This is a genomic window from Moraxella ovis, from assembly GCF_900453105.1.
GTDB lineage: Bacteria > Pseudomonadota > Gammaproteobacteria > Pseudomonadales > Moraxellaceae > Moraxella > Moraxella ovis.
This window is the reverse complement of sequence record NZ_UGPW01000001.1, coordinates 810,034-827,511: the sequence shown is the minus strand read 5'-3', so window position 1 is coordinate 827,511 and position 17,478 is coordinate 810,034. Positions and strand designations below refer to the sequence as shown.

Genomic DNA, 17,478 nt, shown 5'->3' with positions numbered 1-17,478 from the left:
GATTATGTCCACTCAAAAACCAACCGTCTCAGGATTACTTGCTAAGCTTTGGCAAAACAAATAGCCCTGCTGCCATCAAAAGCTTTATTGAACGTACGGAGCAGGAGTCAGATTTTCACGGGATAATTTTTGAGCGGGTACGGCAAGGCAAACTCATCGATGTTCAGGCATCATCACTGCTTAATGACATCAATTATGTCCAGCGCATCGCATCAGGACTTGGTGAGATTCTACAGGCGGATGAATATGCTGATGATGAGCTGTTATAGGGATTTGGTGCGTTTTTTTCTTTTGTTTTTAATGACTTGTAATCGAATGAGACGCTCGGAACTTCTAAACCACACTTCCATGCGTTGATAACTGATCGCTGCGAACAAGACAATGATGATGGGCAGCAGCATGGATAAGTAACCAAAGGCTCGGTACATCATCACCGCCACGAAGCCACCAATAAAGAAGCTCCACCACAGCGCACTTAACAATAAAGCGCGTGATAGTTTAACTCGGCGACCAACAAGCCAATTACCCACGATGGAACCTAAGTCAGATGTCGTACCCGTCAAGTGTGTCGTCCGCACCACTGTGCCGTGATAGGTTGCCACCATGGAGTTTTGTAGGCCGCATGCCATCGCAATCATCATCTGGCCAAAATAGCTATCATTCATATACAGTAGCAGACTTGCCACAAGTAGCGCCACTTCCAGATACATCGCATAGCCATAGTTGCGATGAATATTAAACTCACTGCCGCCAATAATCACACCGCTTAATACCGACCCCATCCAAAAAGACGCAATAGATATCAAAAACAGCTTCATGTTCGCCCAGTCGCCTGCCAATATCGTCACTGACAGCGAGCTGACGTTGCCAGTCACATGCGAGGCTGAGACGTGTGTAAAACCCATGAGGGCTGTGGTGTTCAGCACGCCAGCACAAAAAGCAAGCACCACCGCACCGCACCGCACCCATGTCGGAAGTTTATCAATCATGATAATAAAGCAGCAAAAATTCTTATTCTAATCATTTTTTGCCAAAAATAAAAGCGCAAAACCATAATAAGTTCTGCGCCCAGAATGACTTAGAAAATGTTATTCGTCATCTCCTGCCATTGCCATGATTTGTTCGCTGATGGCGACGGTATTAAAGCCCGCATCCACGAATAAAATCTCACCTGTCACACCGCTCGCCCAAGGAGACAATAAGAATAGTGCGGCATTACCCACTTCTTCTTGGCTGACGTTGCGTTGTAACGGAGCGATTTTTTCGCTTACGTCTAGCATGCGACGGAATGATTTGATACCGCTGGCTGCCAATGTGCGAATCGGACCTGCACTGATGGCGTTCACACGGATGCCCTCACCACCCAACGAGCTTGCTAGATAGCGCACAGACGCCTCCAAACTTGCCTTCGCCATGCCCATGACATTATAGTTTGGTAGTACAGAGATACTACCTTCATAAGTTAGGGTTAGTAGCGAACCTTGGCGTGCAGCCAGTAGTTCACGACCCGCTTTGGCAAGTGCCACAAAGCTATAGCTTGAGATGTCGTGCGCAATGCTAGAGCCTTCACGCGTGGTAGCATTGGTAAAATCACCATCCAGCTGATCAGCAGGAGCAAAACCAATCGCATGCACGATGCCGTTTACACCCCTATCTTCACCCTGACCCCAAAGCTGATTAATTTCATTAAAACATGCTTCGATAGATGCATCAGAACCTACGTCACACTCGATTACCGCAGTTGCACCGAAGGCTTCTGCCGCCATGTCAACACGTTTTTTGATTTTGTCATTTGGGTAGGTCAAGATCAGCTCAGCACCTTCACGATGCAAACTCTCAGCGATCGCCCAAGCGATAGAAAGCTTACTGGCGATGCCCGTTACCACAAAACGCTGGCCTTTTAACAACATAAAAAATCCTTAACAAATGGATGGGTTTGCCAAATTATAGCATGATTTTTTAAAAATAGCTAAAAAATAGTACATCTGTAAACTTTTAGCTTATCGATGGTTTATCCCAATTTAAATTCATGCACCGCATCAACGAAGATCTTGGCATGATCAGGATTCGCCCACTGCGTGATGCCATGTCCAAAGTTCGCCACATAACCGGTGTGGATACCTCCGCCATAGACATCGCCTAGCATTTGCTTGACAGCTTGGCGGATATTGTCAGGCATGCCGTATAGGGTGGCGGGATCTAGGTTGCCCTGAATTGCTTTATCCCTACCCAATGCCGCTCGGGCTTTATCTAGTGGCATTGTCCAATCAAAGCCCAGCGCATCTGCCTGACTGTCAGCTTGAGTATCCACCCATAGACCGCCACCTTTGGTGAACATCACCACGGGTACATCAGGATGTTTAGCTTTAAGACTAGCGATGATTTGACGGTTATAGGCATGGCTAAATTCAGCGAACTGGCGATGACCCAATGCTCCACCCCAACTGTCAAAAATCTGCACAAGGTTCGCACCTGCGACAATCTGGGCATCCAGATATTCTGTCACCGCTTCAGTAATTTTGGCAAGCAGCGCATGCAGCAGCTCAGGACGCGCGTACATCATCTCTTTGGCGTGGCGATACTCACGACTTGAACCACCTTCAATCATATAAGTCGCCAGCGTCCACGGACTGCCACTAAACCCAAACAGTGGCACCTGACCGCCCAGCGCATGGCGGATGCTCGTTACCGCATCGGTCACATAAGACAGGTCGCTCATGTTGAGCTTGGGCAGATTAGCAATCTCTGATTCTGTGCGGACGGTTCTTTGAAATTTTGGACCCTCGCCTGTCTCAAAATACAATCCCAAATCCAAGGCATCAGGCACCGTCAGAATGTCACTGAACAAAATCGCCGCATCAAGCTCAAAACGGCGTAGCGGCTGCAGGGTAACTTCAGTAGCGCGAGCCGTATCTTTACACAGGCTCAAAAAATCACCAGCCTCGGCGCGGGTCGCTTTATATTCTGGTAAATAACGCCCCGCTTGTCGCATCATCCACACAGGCGTCGTATCCACAGGCTCAAAACGCAAGGCGCGCAGTAGACGGTCATTCTTTAATACTGGGAAATTTTGAGTCATGATCTTTTCCAATATTTAATAAGTTATTAACAAAATTACAGAACTGCCATGTCATCACGGTGCACCATGATGATTTTGTCGTTGTCGTTTAATTTTAAAATTTGTAGGACTTCATCGGTGTGTTTTTGGGTGATTTTTTTGGCTTGCTCACTGTTAAAAGCCGCTTGCCCCACCGCCAAACGCACTTTTTGCTGATTGACAATCTCCACCACATCGCCTGCATCAAAGTCGCCCTGAACCTCCATCACACCGACAGGGAGTAATGATTTACCTTGCTTGGTGATGGCGTCGGCGGCACCTTCATCAACGACGAGCGAGCCTGCCATGCGAATGTGTGTCGCCAGCCATTGCTTTTTGGCGATCAAGCGGTCAGCATGGTCAGTTGTCAATCGTGTGCCTATCGCCTCGCCATCCGCCAGACGAGTAATGATGTTCTCAACTTTACCATTAGCAATGATGGTCGGGCAGTTCGCCATTGCCGCCAAGCGCCCTGCACGGATTTTGGTGAGCATACCACCCGATCCCCATTTACCGCCATCACCCGCCACATCGAACAGATAATCCGCCATGGCTCGCTCGCTGATGATGAGCTTGGCATTGGGATTGGTGCGTGGGTTGTCGGTAAATACACCGTCTTGGTCGGTTAGGATGATGTACAAATCAGCACCCACCATGGTCGCGCTCATCGCTCCAAGCGTGTCATTATCGCCAAATTTTATCTCGCCATAGCTGACGGTGTCATTTTCGTTAATCACAGGTACGACACGCCAATCTACCAGCTGATTAATGGTCTGGCTGATGTTAAGATAGCGTGAGCGGTGGGCTAGATCGTCATGAGTAAGTAGAATTTGTGATGACTGCACGCCTTTTTGGATTAATGCTTGCCACCATGTCTCAATCAGCCCCATTTGTCCAATGGACGCACAGGCTTGCAAAGCAGGGAGCTTTTTTGGGCGTTCGGGCAAGTTCATACGAACCACCCCTTCGGCAATCGCCCCACTCGACACTAATACCACTTCAATCCCACGAGCGTGCAACATGGCGATTTGTCTTGCCCATTCATAAATGGCGGTGCGGTCAAGCCCCCGACCGTTGTTGGTCAAAAGCGATGAGCCGATTTTTACCACGATACGTTTTGGCGAATTATCCATACTATTTCCTTATATCAGCTCATCATCAGTACGGAGCGTATTCCACTGCCACATCGTAGTCATCATCATTCCAATCATCATCGTCATCGTCCGATAGCCCTTCACGCTCGGCTTTACGGCGGGCACGGTAGGCTTCTTTTTGGATTTCAGTGTTATGGCGAACTTCTTCTTCTAGACGAGCAAACCGCTCGGCTCTTTCTTTGGCAAACTCTTCATCGTCCGCTTCACGCTCTTGTTCTTCTTCAATTTCGTTCATCAGATGATATTTAATCTCATCCACGCCTTGTCCGCTAATGGTAGACGTGCGAAATACCTCGCCTTGCCAGTCTAGCTCTTTGATGATACTATTACAAACTTCATCAATCTCATCATCTTCTAATTGGTCAATTTTGTTTAATACCAAAATTTGGGGCAATTTGGACAATTCAGCAGAGAATTTTTCAAGCTCATTTAGGATAATCCGTGCATTGTCCACAGGATTTGACTCATCAATGGGTTTTACGTCCACGATATGAAGTAATCTGCGAGTACGGGCAACGTGCTTTAAAAAGCGAATGCCAAGCCCTGCCCCGTCTGACGCCCCTTCAATCAAACCCGGAATGTCCGCCATAACAAAGGATTGGTGCGTCCCCACGTCCACCACACCTAGGTTCGGCACAAGGGTGGTAAAAGGATAATCCGCCACCTTTGGGCGAGCGGATGACACTTGACGGATAAAGGTGGATTTACCTGCATTTGGCAAGCCAATCAGCCCCACGTCCGCCACGACTTTTAGCTCCAATTTTAAATTTTTGGCTTCGCCGGGGAAGCCGGGGATAGCCTTACGGGGAGCTTGATTTGTAGAAGTCTTAAAGCGGGTATTACCAAACCCACCGTCTCCGCCTTTGGCAACCAGCACGACTTGCCCCACTTCGGTCAAATCGCCAATCACCACATCAAGGTCGGTATCAATAATGGTCGTTCCCACAGGCACTTTTAGATAGACATCGTCCGCCCCCTTGCCCGAACAGTTTTTTGAGCGACCGTTTTCGCCTCGTTTGGCTTCAAATTTACGGGTATAGCGAAAGTCCACGAGCGTGTTGGTGTTGTCATCGGCAATCACATAAACATCGCCACCCTTGCCACCGTCTCCGCCGTCTGGCCCGCCTTTTGGGACGAATTTTTCACGGCGAAAGCTCACGATACCATTACCGCCATCGCCTGCTTTTACGCTGATTACAGCTTCATCAATAAAACGCATAATATCTCTAATATTTTTTAGATTAACTGACTATTGTAGCATAGTTTTTAGTTAATTTTTATTTATCCATCAACCCATTGTTCAAAAAAATAACCCAAAATATATATTTTGGGTTATTTTCAGCCACATCAATCAAAGCATGAAATCTGCAATCACCACCGACCCCAGATAAGTACCCGTAAAGGTCAATAAAGCAATGATGGCAATTTTTACGCCTGACTTTTTAAATAAGGCAACTTCCGACCGAGAGATGGCAATGCCTGCATAGACTAGGGTCGGCGTAATCAATGGCAACAGCCCCAGCTTATCCGTAGCAGACAGCACATAATCCGCCATCGGCATGATTGGCGAAGCGGCAATGATGGCAACAATAGACACCTAGGCAATGCTTGGCACACCAAGCGGAACGACCTTTTTAATCAAAATACCCAGCACGCAACAAACAAATAAGATTGTCATGCCTGCTAAGGCAGTCAAAGGATCGTTTTTTGTACCCACCCAGTTTACCAGCAGAAGCAGCCCGCACACAAAAGCAAGTGCTTGGATCAATACAGTTGTGCTGACACTTGCTTCCTCATGGTCATCTGCAATCACCTTATCATCAAGATGAGCAGTATTTTGCTGCTTGGTTTTTCTAAATTTTGACAATACTTTATATAGCCATTCAGCAAAGGGTAAAGCGACAAATACAGACACGAACAGACCTGTCGCATAAGTCAAAAGATTGCTACTGGCAGCAAAAGCAACAATATCATCCTTATGTTCAGGCAATATCTCCGCCAAAGCAGTCGAGCACGCACCCATCATGCTGCCAGAGCCAACGCCGCACGCCATCGCCAGTGATCGAACATCAAAAATACCCCACGAAGCCACCACGCCTGCCATTAGCGAAAAATAAATCGCCCCAAACAGTGTCCCCATGACATACACACCCATCACACCAATACCTTCTGGTGTTTTTAGTCCGAATTTATCAGCGATCAAAGCAATGTTTGGCTCTCTGGCAATCGAATGCGTTGCACCGATGGCTTCACGCCCCATGCCAAACACAAGCACCGCAATCGGTAAGGCAAACAATACGGTTGCAACATTACCAATTTCTTGGAAAATAAGAGCAGGTCCTGCGGCAATGATGTCGTTAATTTTAGGACCAATACCGACAGCAAATTTAGCAATAAATGGCATTAAACAGATTAAAATCCACTGACTTGCCACCAGATTGGTTTTATCATCAAAGACTTTACTGGCGGCTGGTATGATATTTTTATTAAAAAATGCCGCAATCACAAAAGCATACAGCAGTGGCAATAACACCACCGTGCCAATACCAATATCAAACTTAGCAATGCCGATTAGCTCAGAAATACAAGCAATAGTCAGCACCAACAAATGCAAACGAAAATCTAGCAACGCTTTTAAAGAAAGACTCATCATACACATCCTTTTGATTGTTTCATAGCAACAACGAATATTAGCAGCTTGATTAGCTTGCAAGACAAAAAATTAACCTGCAAGACAGTCCGCCAACGGCTCAAATCAAGCAACTAAGGTTTTTTCCACCAAACTTACCCATAGATGAATACCAATAGCAATGACATTATCATTAAAATCAAAATAAGGGTTATGCAAAGGTGTTGACGGTCTGCTTGGTTCATCAACACCCAGCCACAGATACGCCCCTTTTTTGGCATTAAGCATGACTGAAAAATCCTCAGATGCCATCGTTGGCGGTACATTTTCAAGCACTTTATCCTTGCCAAAAACCTCACTGGCAATGCGGCGAATATGGGCGGCACACTCACTGTTATTGATTGTGGCAGGATAGCGTTCTTGATAGTCGATGCTGCCTGTAACACCATATAAAGCTGGCAATTTTTCTACATATTCTAATAAGCGATCTTTTACCATCAGGCGAGTTTTTTCATCTAATGCTCTGACCGTACCTTTTAAAGTTACATACTCTGGAATGATGTTGTAAGTATCACCACCTTGAATCTGCGTAATACTCAAAACCGCCGACTTTAACGAAGCAACCTCCCTGGACACAATGGATTGCACAGCCGCAATCAATCCTGCTGCCGCCACAATCGGATCTTTGCCATATTCAGGCATGGCAGCGTGCGTACCAACGCCTTGCAATGTAATGTCAAAAATATCAAACGATGCCATCATCGAGCCATCATTCACACAAATCTCACCAAGTGGTCGCCCCGGCCAGTTGTGCAGTCCATAGATTTCATCAATGGCAAATTGCTCAAACAAGCCATCTTCCACCATTGCCACGCCACCACCCAGATTCTCCTCGGCAGGCTGAAAAATAAAATATACCGTACCATCAAAGCTGCCATACTTTGCCAAATAAGTCGCTGCCCCAAGCAAAATCGCCGTATGTCCATCATGCCCACAAGCGTGCATTTTACCCGCCTGACAAGATGCATAATCAGCACTGCCAAGCTCTTGAATTGGCAGTGCATCCATGTCAGCACGAATGCCAATGCTGCGAGTACCATTGCCCTTTTTTAAGATACCAATCACACCAGTTTTGGCCAGGCCTGTATGCACCTTGATGCCCAGATTTGTCAATACTTCTGTCACCAGTCTTGAAGTATCGTACTCTTCAAAACCCAATTCAGGATTTTGGTGAAGATAATGTCGCCAACCGATCACCTCTTCTAGTAAAGACGCTGGAATATTCATCAATCCCCTCTCATAATCATTCATTAGCACTGTTTTAAGTATAAAAACGATAAAATAAAACAACAAGTTCTATTTTTAAAAATTTTGTTGCTTTTTTGGCAACACTTTTGCTATGCTGACACCCTACCTAATCACAAGGAGTAGTCATGAGCTTGATTGATAAGCGGGCATATTATTTTTACCAAGTGGTGCGACAAGGTGGTATACGAGCTGCTGCCGATGTGCTAAACATCACCCCTTCTGCCATCAGTCGGCAAATTGCCAGTTTGGAAAAATCTTTGGGTGTTATCTTGCTAGAACGCCACACCAAAGGAGCAATCTTAACACCAATGGGCGAAAAGGTCTTATCGCACTACAAACAAATCCATGAGCAAGAAGAACACCTACAACAAGAACTCAATCACTTACAAGGCTTAAAAACAGGTAAAGTACATATCAGCACAGGCGTAGGCTACCTAAATCATGTCTCACAAATGGTGAATGAATTTTCCAACAATTATCCCAACATCGCCATAGAAATCGGCATTCATAGCAGTACTGAAATCATCAGAAAAATCATTGATGGGGAGACAGATATTGGACTTTTGTATAATTCCATCAATCACCCACAGCTTAAAAGTCATTTTCGAGCAGTGCATAAACTGCATGTTTTTATGAACCCTAATCACGCTTTGGCACATAAATCCACCATCAAATTACACGAGCTTATTGATCAAAAAATCGCCTTTACTGATCACAGTTACGGCATTCGTCAAGTGGTCGCACAAGCCGAAGCAATCTTAGGCATCATCTTACCTACCGCCTTATTATGTAACGATATGCATCTTTTAAAACGCTATGCAGCAGCTGGCGGCATTGCCATTTTGCCTGAACTATTACTCTATCAAAGCGATCACGATTTAATCAGCATTCCTTTAATTCTGCCTGCATCTATTGATAATGGCACACATGACAACACACAAATCATCACAAGGCATGGTAGACACACCAGCATTGCCACCCAAGCCATGCTTCAACAGATGATCAAAACCCTAAAACAAACCAGATGATTGATTTAAAAAACCAACCAACAAAAAAACACGCCCACCAAGAGCGTGTTTTTTTATCACACAAAAGCTATTTAGCCGTTATTAGCCATCACCTCAGCAACACGAATCACCTGCGTGCTGTATCCCATCTCGTTGTCATACCACACATAAAGTGTCGCACGATTGTCTGCTGCGATGGTTGCTTTGGCGTCAAAGATTGCCACTTTTTCAGAACCAACGAAGTCGGTTGATACCGCTTCAGGACTGTCCGAATAGTCGATTTGCTCTTGCCATTGTTCACTTTGTGATTTTGCCTTCATAAAGGCATTTAGCTCATCGGCAGAACCAACCGCTTTGTCAAAGTTTAGGTTTAAAATCGCAAGAGAGACGTTTGGCGTTGGCACACGAATGGCATTGCCTGTGAGTTTGCCTTTTAATTCAGGAATGGCTTTTGATACGGCAGACGCAGCACCCGTTGAAGTCATTACCATGTTCAAGGGGGCGGCACGACCACGGCGGTCGGATTTGTGGTGGTTGTCCACCAAGTTTTGGTCATTGGTAAAAGCGTGAACCGTTTCCATGTGTCCGTTTACGATACCGTAAGTGTCGTGTAACACTTTTAGCGTTGGCGTGATGGCGTTGGTGGTGCAAGACGCTGCAGATACGATGGTGTCGCCACCGATGGTGTCATGGTTTACGCCATAGACCACGTTTTTAATGTCGCCTTTGGCAGGGGCGGTCAGTAGCACTTTTTTCACGCCTTTGCTTGCTAGGTGCTTACCAAGCCCTGCTTCATCTTTCCATTTGCCAGTATTGTCAATCACGATGGCGTTATCAATGCCGTGGGCGGTGTAGTCAATCTCGCTAGGGTCAGAGGCGTAGATGAATTTAATAAAGCGACCGTTCACGATGATACCGCTATTGGCGTTGTCAATCTCCACCGAACCGTCAAACCAACCATGCACACTATCACGTTCTAGTAGTGAGCCACGCTTATCAAGGTCGCCATCACCAGCAGGGCGTACCACGATGGCCTTTAGTTGCAAGCCCTTATCAGAGGCAGGGCGACTCATAAGTAGACGTGCCAAGATGCGTCCAATACGCCCAAAGCCGTATAGCACCACGTCCGTGGCAGATACCTCTGCACCGTTTGCAAAATCGCTGGCTTTTTTGCCTGCTTTAACCGCCTGTCCCAAATCAACAGTGGTGTTAATCGCTGTGATGTCTTTGGCTAGGGCAAGAGTATCCGCCACGTCAAGACCTGCTTTGGCGTGTTTTGCCAAGATGTCCGATACCGACAGAGTCACACGATCACCAAAAAACAGAACATTTGCGTTTTGACTAGCAAGTTTAGCAAGGGCGACAAGTAGCTCAGTCGCTTGGGTTTCTTGGGTTTGGCGCTTGGTTAGATGGTCTTGATAGATGCTCATGGCAATATCCTTTTATAAATGAATGGAATATTAGTTATAACAAAACACCTGAATTTTAAATGAATTTGGGTGCTTTGACAAGGTTTATTTCATCTTGAAATATGGCTATTTTTTATAAAAATTCTCTGATCCCTGCAACCGCAACCGCGCCGTGATTATGTGCATCTGACAAGTCATCAGGGCTTAATCCACCAAGTCCAATCACAGGCACGTCCGACACTTCAGCCAGCTCCTCAAACACTTTCCAGCCTAATGCAGGCGCATCAGGGTGCGTCGCAGTTGGCTTAACTGGTGATAACAGCACCGCCATAACAGGGTGTGATTTTGCTAATTCATTGACCTTGGTCAGGCTATTCAAATCATGGCAGCTGGCTATGATGGGCAGATGCGCTAAATTCAATTCAGATAAATCAATATTCATCAGCTCATGATGCGTCAATCGAATGGCTACTATTTGATCAAGATCAATACCTCGATTATCCTTAATCTTTAGCCAATCCTCCAATGAGATAACCAACCTTAAATCCGTACGCAACGCCATCAACGACCTTAACAGATCTTCGTTAACGGTATTTTTAGTACGCACAAGAAGCGTGCTATTTTTGGGCAGATTTTTGTAACAATCCAACCAGTCGGTTTTATTATTAAAATATCTTAACTCATGACTGATGGTGATGGTATCTGGCAACGTCAGCCAAGCTAAAATAGCAGCATTCGCCGCAGGAAAATTCTCTTTTTGCCCAACCACGACATCTTTTTTAAAAAATCCAATCTCTTGCCCATCACAGCCAATCTTCCGATCACGAAAGTCCACATATTGACCATCTGTTAATAACACTTGATATACGTGCAGACATACCACCTTGTCACCATAGTCATGCCAAATACGACCCATCTTTGTGATGATATTATCATTAATATCCAAGCCCAACTCTTCATCCACTTCTCGAATCAGAGCAGATATCGGTGATTCGGATTGCTCTATTTTTCCCCCGACGAATTCCAATTTCCCGCCCTGATGCTGATGTGTATGTCGCCTAGCAAGCAAAAATTCATCGCCATACCTAAATACAGCCACTGCGACATGAGTGGTTTTTTTTGAATCTAGATCCAGATTAACTTTAAAATTACCGTTTGTCATTATTTTTATACCGTTTGTCAGAAATATGATAAAAATTCTCAAATTTTGCAATTAGTATTTGCAATCTTTGAAAAATTTGCTATTATTAGAACAAATGATAATTATTGTTATTTAAAAATAAATAACAGATGCAAGTTTAAAACAACTTATATGAATTATCATTTTGCGCTGTTTAAGTATTTAATTTTAATTAATCAAGCGCTTTATGTCCACAGTTTAAGCCAAAAGTGGCTCGGGAAAAAACCCGCAACCCACCAACCAAAAGGAAAACCGCCATGACTACGACAATCGCTCGCTACTTCAGTAACCGCGAAACCACTCGACTTCCAACCCTACACTCTCAGAACCTGTTCGCGCTGACCAAGGAAGTGCGCATTGAGCATCAAGGTGAGGAATATCGTCTGCGCCTGACACGTAACAATCGCCTCATTTTAACCAAATAATACAGTAATCGTTTAACACTTAATAATAGATAATGATCCGTTGCGCAGCCATTTGGTGCAATGGATTCAAAAAACAGTAAGAGCATTTCTCCAAACCAATAGCACCGCAGATTTTGCGGTGCTATTGGTTTTTGGATTGAGTCAATCCGTGCGATTATTTTATATCAAAACTTCCATCGATAAATCATATCGACAGTATTCTCAGTCGCACTCGCCGCCTCAATATAGATGCGTCGTGTCAGCTGGTAGCGCATGGACAATTCAGATTCAGCATTGAACAGACCCACGCCATAGCGGATGTATAGATCGGGGCTGATATATCCCGTCACGCTCACGCTCGTATCATCAGAATTACCCGATGCATCGATGGTAAGCCCCTCCAAACCAAATGCCTGACCGATCTGATTAGTGATATTACGAGTACCCGATAAGCCTAGATTCAAGCCTGCAGCAGCGAGGTTATTGGTGACCTGCGAGCGGAATCCCTGTTCTGAAATCTGACTATCAGCCGACTCGGTGATGCGCCCTGTCACAATGGCGTTCATGGCCTGATGCTCTGTTAAGCCTGCATCATTAAATACAGTAATGTCAGGATTATTGGCTGTGCCCTTGATGCGCACACCGACCGTCTGACTCTCGATTTCTTTTTCTGCTTCGATGGATAATCTAGGATTCGCAATATCGCCATTAAAACGAATCTGCGCATAATTCAGCTCAAGATTCTGCCCAATGCCATCAATAGTAGTACGCTCTGACACCTGTACCACGCCCAATCCTTGCATCACCCCTTGATCAGCCTGAGTAATATGAAGAGCGCCTGCCAATGGTAGGCGCGCGCCTAGCCCACGGAAAGTCACATCATCACCCAAGTCAAGACCGATGTCTGCATTAATACTCCAAGGCGCGGTTACCGCCAATACTTGCTCGATGTTGCCTGCAGCACGGCGATCCAACACCGTAACATCGTCAGACTCACTCACGATGTCTGCCGTCGCTTCAGGTGGGCGAATGATGGCGCTTGGTACAGAGATGACGCCTTGGATGTCAATATATTTTTCGAAAGGACGAACGATCACTTCAATATCAGGCGTCATCTTAGCCGTTACTAGTGGCGGCTGACTCACGTCCAAATCCTCACCAAAGATGCGAAGGCGCGCCTGCAACGTCTGAGACCAATCAAACTCGCCCGACAGCTCGCCATCGCCCTGACCTGCGGTAAAATCACCCGTCAAGACAGCATTTGTGCCACGAATCTGAGCGTTAGCATTAATGTTACTTAGGTTAATCGGCGCGCCTGCCACCGCAAGAACACCATTATTTAGGTCGGCATTACCATAAAATAGCGGCCGGCTTAATGTGCCGCCCAGACCGCCTGCGATATTAGCCGTACCTGTTAGGGTTTGGAAATTCGGGAAAAACGGTCTTAATACCGCAAGATTAATGTCATTAATTAACAATGCGCCTGAGATTGGCTTTTGATTCTCCTGAAATGCATCGATTACCACATCAGCATAACCACGCGCTGCTGAACCTGCGATGTCTGCGCGTAGTTTTAGCCCCTCGGTAACGCTTTGGGCGATGACAGAGACACGCTCATAAGGCATCTCAACATAGGCGCCGTCTTGATCCAATCCCACGCGACCATTATCCGAATACAGCACCGCATTAACAGTGGGGTTTGTGCCCTGCTGCCAATTCGCCTGCACCCTGCCATTTAAGGTAGATTGCCAATGAATGTCATCAGGTAACACCGCCGAGAATACCGACGTGTCTAGGTTCTGAACGCTCAAGTTAACATTACCGCCATTAGCCGAATAGCGCAAGGTGTCTTGTAGACAAAGTGACCCTTGTTCAGCATTATCCATCCCTGTCGCTGTCCAACAATGCGCCGCCAAAGCAATGCTATTATCACTAATGCCGTAACTAAACTCTGTCGGCTGACGCTGGGTAAGCAGGCCGAACTCGCTCTGCAGTGCGCCATCACTAAGGATGCCACGATAGCGACCATTGGCCCGATCAAGACCACCCTCTACCTTGGCATTCACCGCATTATCAGGCGATTGCGTGTCGATGGTCATGATATGGCTTTGTTCTGTACCACGGAAGTCCAAACGCGCTGAATGGATCACACGACCCAGAGCGATGATGTCTTTGACATCAACAAGCAGCTGACTGTCTGAATTGCCAAGATTGACAATCTTACCAAGGGCGCGCACCTCCTGAGCGACAAAATCAGCCATACGAACACCACCGGCTGCCACATCCACATACAATGTCGGCAGCGAATTACCATCATCCATCAAGATCACGCCGCCTTTAATCGCGCCTTGCGCATTTGGCAGGATTTGACTTAGGTCTGTGATGGACACACTGGTGGTCAGCTCTGATTTATCGCCATTAATCGCCAAGGCATTATCGCCTAAGCGGATGTTTAAATTATCAGCACTAAGCTTTTTGATGATGCTTTGAGTTTGACGGGCGCTATTGTCAATTTGTCCGCGCAGAGCCAGCAATTCATCGACATTGGTCGGGGCTTGAGCAGTGATTTGATTCATGTAGGCTTTCAAATCGCTTGGTAATGCCAAATCTGCAATCAGCGAACCTTCTGCACTAAATGACTGACCACGAAGCGTACCTTTAAGATCCAGCTGATCTATATTTACCGCCTGAGACTGCTTACGCCAATCCCCGCGCACTCTAAAACCGCCCGTCAAGTCGCTTGGCATATCCTGCACAAAAGCACCGACATTAAAGCGGTTCATGGTGGCAGACGCATCCCATGTATAGCCTTGTGAGATGTCTATAAAGCCGTTTGCGTGAAGTCCCCCAGCATCGCCCTTGTAGTCAAATGAACGCACATCATACCGCTCATCTTGACCTACCACATCAAAAGACAACGCGCCTTTTGGCAGCTTATCATGGATGACTTCGCCATCAAATTGCGCCGTCACATCTGATAGTTTTTGATTGTCATAGCGACCTTTGGTGACCAAGTCGCCCGTAATCACAGCAATAAGGTTGGCGTTATCCCCGACAAAATTCTTCGTATCAATCTCATCAAGACGAGCGCGCACATCCCATCCAATGCCTTGGGTCAAATCAATCTTGCCAGTCGCCAATGCCTTGCCAGAAGTCGTGTCCACATTCAAGCGACTGATCGTCACTAGATTCAGATCACCTGACGCCTCGATATCCACCTTGGCGAGCCCTACTTGTGGCAGCATGCTCTGATTGACATCACCGTCGAATTTGGCATCAAAATATTTAACATCACTACCCATCAAGTGCACTTGCGCATTGCCCAAGCCTTTGATAGATGCTGTCTCGTTATCCGCTAATGTCGCTGTCAGGTCGGTGTGTTTTAGGTCGATGTCGTGAATGTTTAGCTTGCGATTTGAACGATTGCTGCGCATTCTACCCATGGCAGTAACATGCCCTGAGATCGCCTGAAATGGGGTTTTGTCAGGTGTGTCAAAATACGCATTCGGAATAAACCTATTGGTCGTAAGGTCAAATTGCCACGCCAAAGGTTTTTGAGCAGTTGCCAAATCAATACGCCCCACACCCGACAGATCACCCAGTACGCCATCATATTTAAAGTCAGTTAGATGAATGCGCTCGCCTTTTTCGATGTTCGCTTGCACCACATAATCACCTTGCGGTGCAACAGACAGCTGCTTAATGTGACCGCGTGCATCGATGGAGGTGCTCCCCTCTTCTAGGCGAATGTCAGCCGTGCCGTGAGTGGAATGAATATTATCTATATTCGGAACATTAGCACGAATAATATTGCGCCAATCAGCATGAATCAGCCAAGGCGAGTTAGGATTATCCTGTGATTGCGACAGCGTTGCGCGGATCTCTTCGCCGTCTTTTTGATTCAGGTCAAATTCAAAGCGCGTGTGATTGTCATCATCTAGATAATAATAAGTGACGCCCAGATCGCCCGTTAATGTCTTAGGCAAGTACGCTTGGTAATCTTGATACTCAATCGGCAAGACTTCACGAACTTTATAGCCATTACCGCTTAATGTCGCATGCAGCTCAAATTCATCCGACCACTCCATGCGGCCTTTGGCGGTCAAGGCACCGCTTGGCGTGTCCGCACGCAAATACGGAATGTCCATGCCACCATCGCGTACCACCCCACGACCGCGATATCTGCCCGAAGGGATGTCTTTGGCGATAAGGTCTGTGTTAATGCGAAGTTCGATATTACTCACCACACCATCAGCGGTAATGGTACCGTCTTTTAGGGTGATGTTCTGCTCGTCGGCATAGGGTAGCACCACTTCATCGAAATTGAGCCTTGCGCTAAACGGTGAATTTTCATCCAATCCTTGTGCGATAAATTCGCCCTGAATGTCGCGTTCGTTATACTTTGAAGTTAATGTACCGAATGTACGCTTTAGCGTGCCTGATGCTTGGGCATGCAGCACGCCGAAATAGGCTTTTTTGATAGCGGTTACTTCCACATCGGCGGTCGCATTGAGCGGATAGTCGCCTGTTAGATTGATTTCGCCATGGATGCGACTGACAGCAACGTCATCATCATATCGAATTTTGGCGTCATTTAGCTTAATCTTCGTGCCAGCCCAAGTGCCATCTTGCACATGGATGTCGTGCAGATAGATGGGGCTTTTGGTGACTTGGCTATAGATGATCTGCTTAGCACTGATGTTATCAAGCTTTAGCGTCACTGGCAAATCGATCGTCGCATAATCAAAAGGCTCGCCAGTGGGTGGTTTTTTATTGATGATGTTTAAAGTATCAATTTGGCTGTTGACCAGATGCACTTGACGCGCCAACACCGCGCGCCAACCAAGCTGCACATACGCCTTATCGACTTGGATCTCAATGTTCTCGCCTTGGGCGATTTTGACATCTGATACCCACACGCCGTCTCTTAGATTCCCTTCTGAGTATTTGAGCTGTGTGCCGGTTTCTAAGGCGATTTTTTCTAATAAAAACTTGGTGCCCCCTTGCGTGCCCATCGCATAAAATAGCAATACCAGCAATAACGCAAGCACGACGAGAAGCGTTAAAACAAGATAAAACAGATACGCTAGCCAGCTGCGTTTTTTTGGCGGCTTGGGTGATTTTGGTGCTAGCACGCTGACGGGTTCTTTAGGTGTGGACAAATCCGCCACATGCGCGCGCTGGGCGTTATGATCATCAGGGCTGTGATTGGATTTGTCAGTCATATCAAAATCATCAAAAATGTCAAAATAACGCGCCATTAAACCATAAGACGCCTAGTTTTTCAACC

14 protein-coding genes are annotated in these 17,478 nt (G+C 46.3%); 3 read left to right on the top strand and 11 right to left on the bottom strand.

What is annotated here, in order from left to right:
• Window positions 1-38 precede the first annotated feature (38 nt).
• Window positions 39-269, top strand: a complete 231-nt coding sequence (locus DYD54_RS04150) for a hypothetical protein (protein WP_063513864.1) — start codon at window positions 39-41, stop codon at window positions 267-269.
• Here DYD54_RS04150 and DYD54_RS04145 read toward each other — a convergent pair.
• From DYD54_RS04145 to DYD54_RS04110, 8 genes are all read right to left on the bottom strand, one after another.
• Window positions 264-989, bottom strand: a complete 726-nt coding sequence (locus tag DYD54_RS04145; RefSeq protein WP_063513863.1) for a YoaK family protein — start codon at window positions 987-989, stop codon at window positions 264-266. The genes DYD54_RS04150 and DYD54_RS04145 overlap by 6 nt on opposite strands.
• Window positions 990-1,088: 99 nt before the next feature.
• Window positions 1,089-1,910 (bottom strand): enoyl-ACP reductase FabI, encoded by an 822-nt coding sequence (locus tag DYD54_RS04140; protein WP_063513862.1) that lies wholly within the window; start codon window positions 1,908-1,910, stop codon window positions 1,089-1,091.
• A gap of 101 nt (window positions 1,911-2,011) precedes the next feature.
• A complete protein-coding gene (hemE, locus tag DYD54_RS04135) occupies window positions 2,012-3,079 on the bottom strand; it encodes a uroporphyrinogen decarboxylase (RefSeq protein ID WP_063513861.1) in 1,068 nt (355 codons plus the stop codon).
• Window positions 3,080-3,114: 35 nt separating this feature from the next.
• The gene (gene proB, locus DYD54_RS04130; RefSeq protein ID WP_063513860.1) at window positions 3,115-4,230 is read right to left on the bottom strand and encodes a glutamate 5-kinase; all 1,116 of its coding nucleotides are present in this window, start codon (window positions 4,228-4,230) and stop codon (window positions 3,115-3,117) included.
• 25 nt (window positions 4,231-4,255) lie between these two features.
• The gene (gene cgtA / locus DYD54_RS04125) at window positions 4,256-5,470 is read right to left on the bottom strand and encodes an Obg family GTPase CgtA (RefSeq protein ID WP_063513859.1); all 1,215 of its coding nucleotides are present in this window, start codon (window positions 5,468-5,470) and stop codon (window positions 4,256-4,258) included.
• Between the two features lie 132 nt (window positions 5,471-5,602).
• Window positions 5,603-5,848 carry a hypothetical protein gene (locus tag DYD54_RS04120; RefSeq protein WP_084260602.1) on the bottom strand — a complete coding sequence of 82 codons (246 nt, stop codon included), beginning with the start codon at window positions 5,846-5,848 and terminating at the stop codon, window positions 5,603-5,605.
• Complete coding sequence (locus DYD54_RS04115; RefSeq protein WP_218563639.1) at window positions 5,849-6,904, bottom strand: DUF3100 domain-containing protein; 1,056 nt, start codon at window positions 6,902-6,904, stop codon at window positions 5,849-5,851. It lies immediately after the preceding gene.
• A 102-nt stretch (window positions 6,905-7,006) separates the two neighbouring features.
• Window positions 7,007-8,167 carry a M20 aminoacylase family protein gene (locus DYD54_RS04110; RefSeq protein ID WP_063513858.1) on the bottom strand — a complete coding sequence of 387 codons (1,161 nt, stop codon included), beginning with the start codon at window positions 8,165-8,167 and terminating at the stop codon, window positions 7,007-7,009.
• 146 nt (window positions 8,168-8,313) lie between these two features.
• Here DYD54_RS04110 and DYD54_RS04105 point away from each other — a divergent pair, with 146 nt between their 5' ends.
• Complete coding sequence (locus tag DYD54_RS04105; protein ID WP_063513857.1) at window positions 8,314-9,216, top strand: LysR family transcriptional regulator; 903 nt, start codon at window positions 8,314-8,316, stop codon at window positions 9,214-9,216.
• 71 nt (window positions 9,217-9,287) lie between these two features.
• Here the strand turns inward: DYD54_RS04105 and DYD54_RS04100 are convergent, their stop codons facing one another.
• Together DYD54_RS04100 and DYD54_RS04095 are read right to left on the bottom strand one after the other, a co-directional pair.
• On the bottom strand, window positions 9,288-10,625 hold the full coding sequence (locus DYD54_RS04100; RefSeq protein WP_063513856.1) for a glyceraldehyde-3-phosphate dehydrogenase: 1,338 nt from the start codon (window positions 10,623-10,625) through the stop codon (window positions 9,288-9,290).
• A gap of 112 nt (window positions 10,626-10,737) precedes the next feature.
• On the bottom strand, window positions 10,738-11,766 hold the full coding sequence (locus DYD54_RS04095; RefSeq protein WP_063513855.1) for an NUDIX domain-containing protein: 1,029 nt from the start codon (window positions 11,764-11,766) through the stop codon (window positions 10,738-10,740).
• A 275-nt stretch (window positions 11,767-12,041) separates the two neighbouring features.
• Between DYD54_RS04095 and hemP the strand changes: the two genes are divergently transcribed.
• Entirely contained in the window at window positions 12,042-12,209 is a 168-nt protein-coding gene (hemP, locus tag DYD54_RS04090) for a hemin uptake protein HemP (RefSeq protein WP_080702126.1), read from the top strand.
• 164 nt (window positions 12,210-12,373) lie between these two features.
• Here the strand turns inward: hemP and DYD54_RS04085 are convergent, their stop codons facing one another.
• The gene (locus DYD54_RS04085) at window positions 12,374-17,413 is read right to left on the bottom strand and encodes a translocation/assembly module TamB domain-containing protein (RefSeq protein WP_063514961.1); all 5,040 of its coding nucleotides are present in this window, start codon (window positions 17,411-17,413) and stop codon (window positions 12,374-12,376) included.
• Window positions 17,414-17,478: the final 65 nt, after the last annotated feature.

Coding starts and splice junctions, on each gene's coding strand:
- DYD54_RS04145 (WP_063513863.1), bottom strand. CDS start 989: ATGATTGATAAACTTCCGACATGGGTGCGGTGCGGTGCGGTGGTGCTT.
- hemE (WP_063513861.1), bottom strand. CDS start 3,079: ATGACTCAAAATTTCCCAGTATTAAAGAATGACCGTCTACTGCGCGCC.
- hemP (WP_080702126.1), top strand. CDS start 12,042: ATGACTACGACAATCGCTCGCTACTTCAGTAACCGCGAAACCACTCGA.
- DYD54_RS04115 (WP_218563639.1), bottom strand. CDS start 6,904: ATGATGAGTCTTTCTTTAAAAGCGTTGCTAGATTTTCGTTTGCATTTG.
- proB (WP_063513860.1), bottom strand. CDS start 4,230: ATGGATAATTCGCCAAAACGTATCGTGGTAAAAATCGGCTCATCGCTT.
- cgtA (WP_063513859.1), bottom strand. CDS start 5,470: ATGCGTTTTATTGATGAAGCTGTAATCAGCGTAAAAGCAGGCGATGGC.
- DYD54_RS04140 (WP_063513862.1), bottom strand. CDS start 1,910: ATGTTGTTAAAAGGCCAGCGTTTTGTGGTAACGGGCATCGCCAGTAAG.
- DYD54_RS04085 (WP_063514961.1), bottom strand. CDS start 17,413: ATGACTGACAAATCCAATCACAGCCCTGATGATCATAACGCCCAGCGC.
- DYD54_RS04110 (WP_063513858.1), bottom strand. CDS start 8,167: ATGAATATTCCAGCGTCTTTACTAGAAGAGGTGATCGGTTGGCGACAT.
- DYD54_RS04105 (WP_063513857.1), top strand. CDS start 8,314: ATGAGCTTGATTGATAAGCGGGCATATTATTTTTACCAAGTGGTGCGA.
- DYD54_RS04100 (WP_063513856.1), bottom strand. CDS start 10,625: ATGAGCATCTATCAAGACCATCTAACCAAGCGCCAAACCCAAGAAACC.
- DYD54_RS04095 (WP_063513855.1), bottom strand. CDS start 11,766: ATGACAAACGGTAATTTTAAAGTTAATCTGGATCTAGATTCAAAAAAA.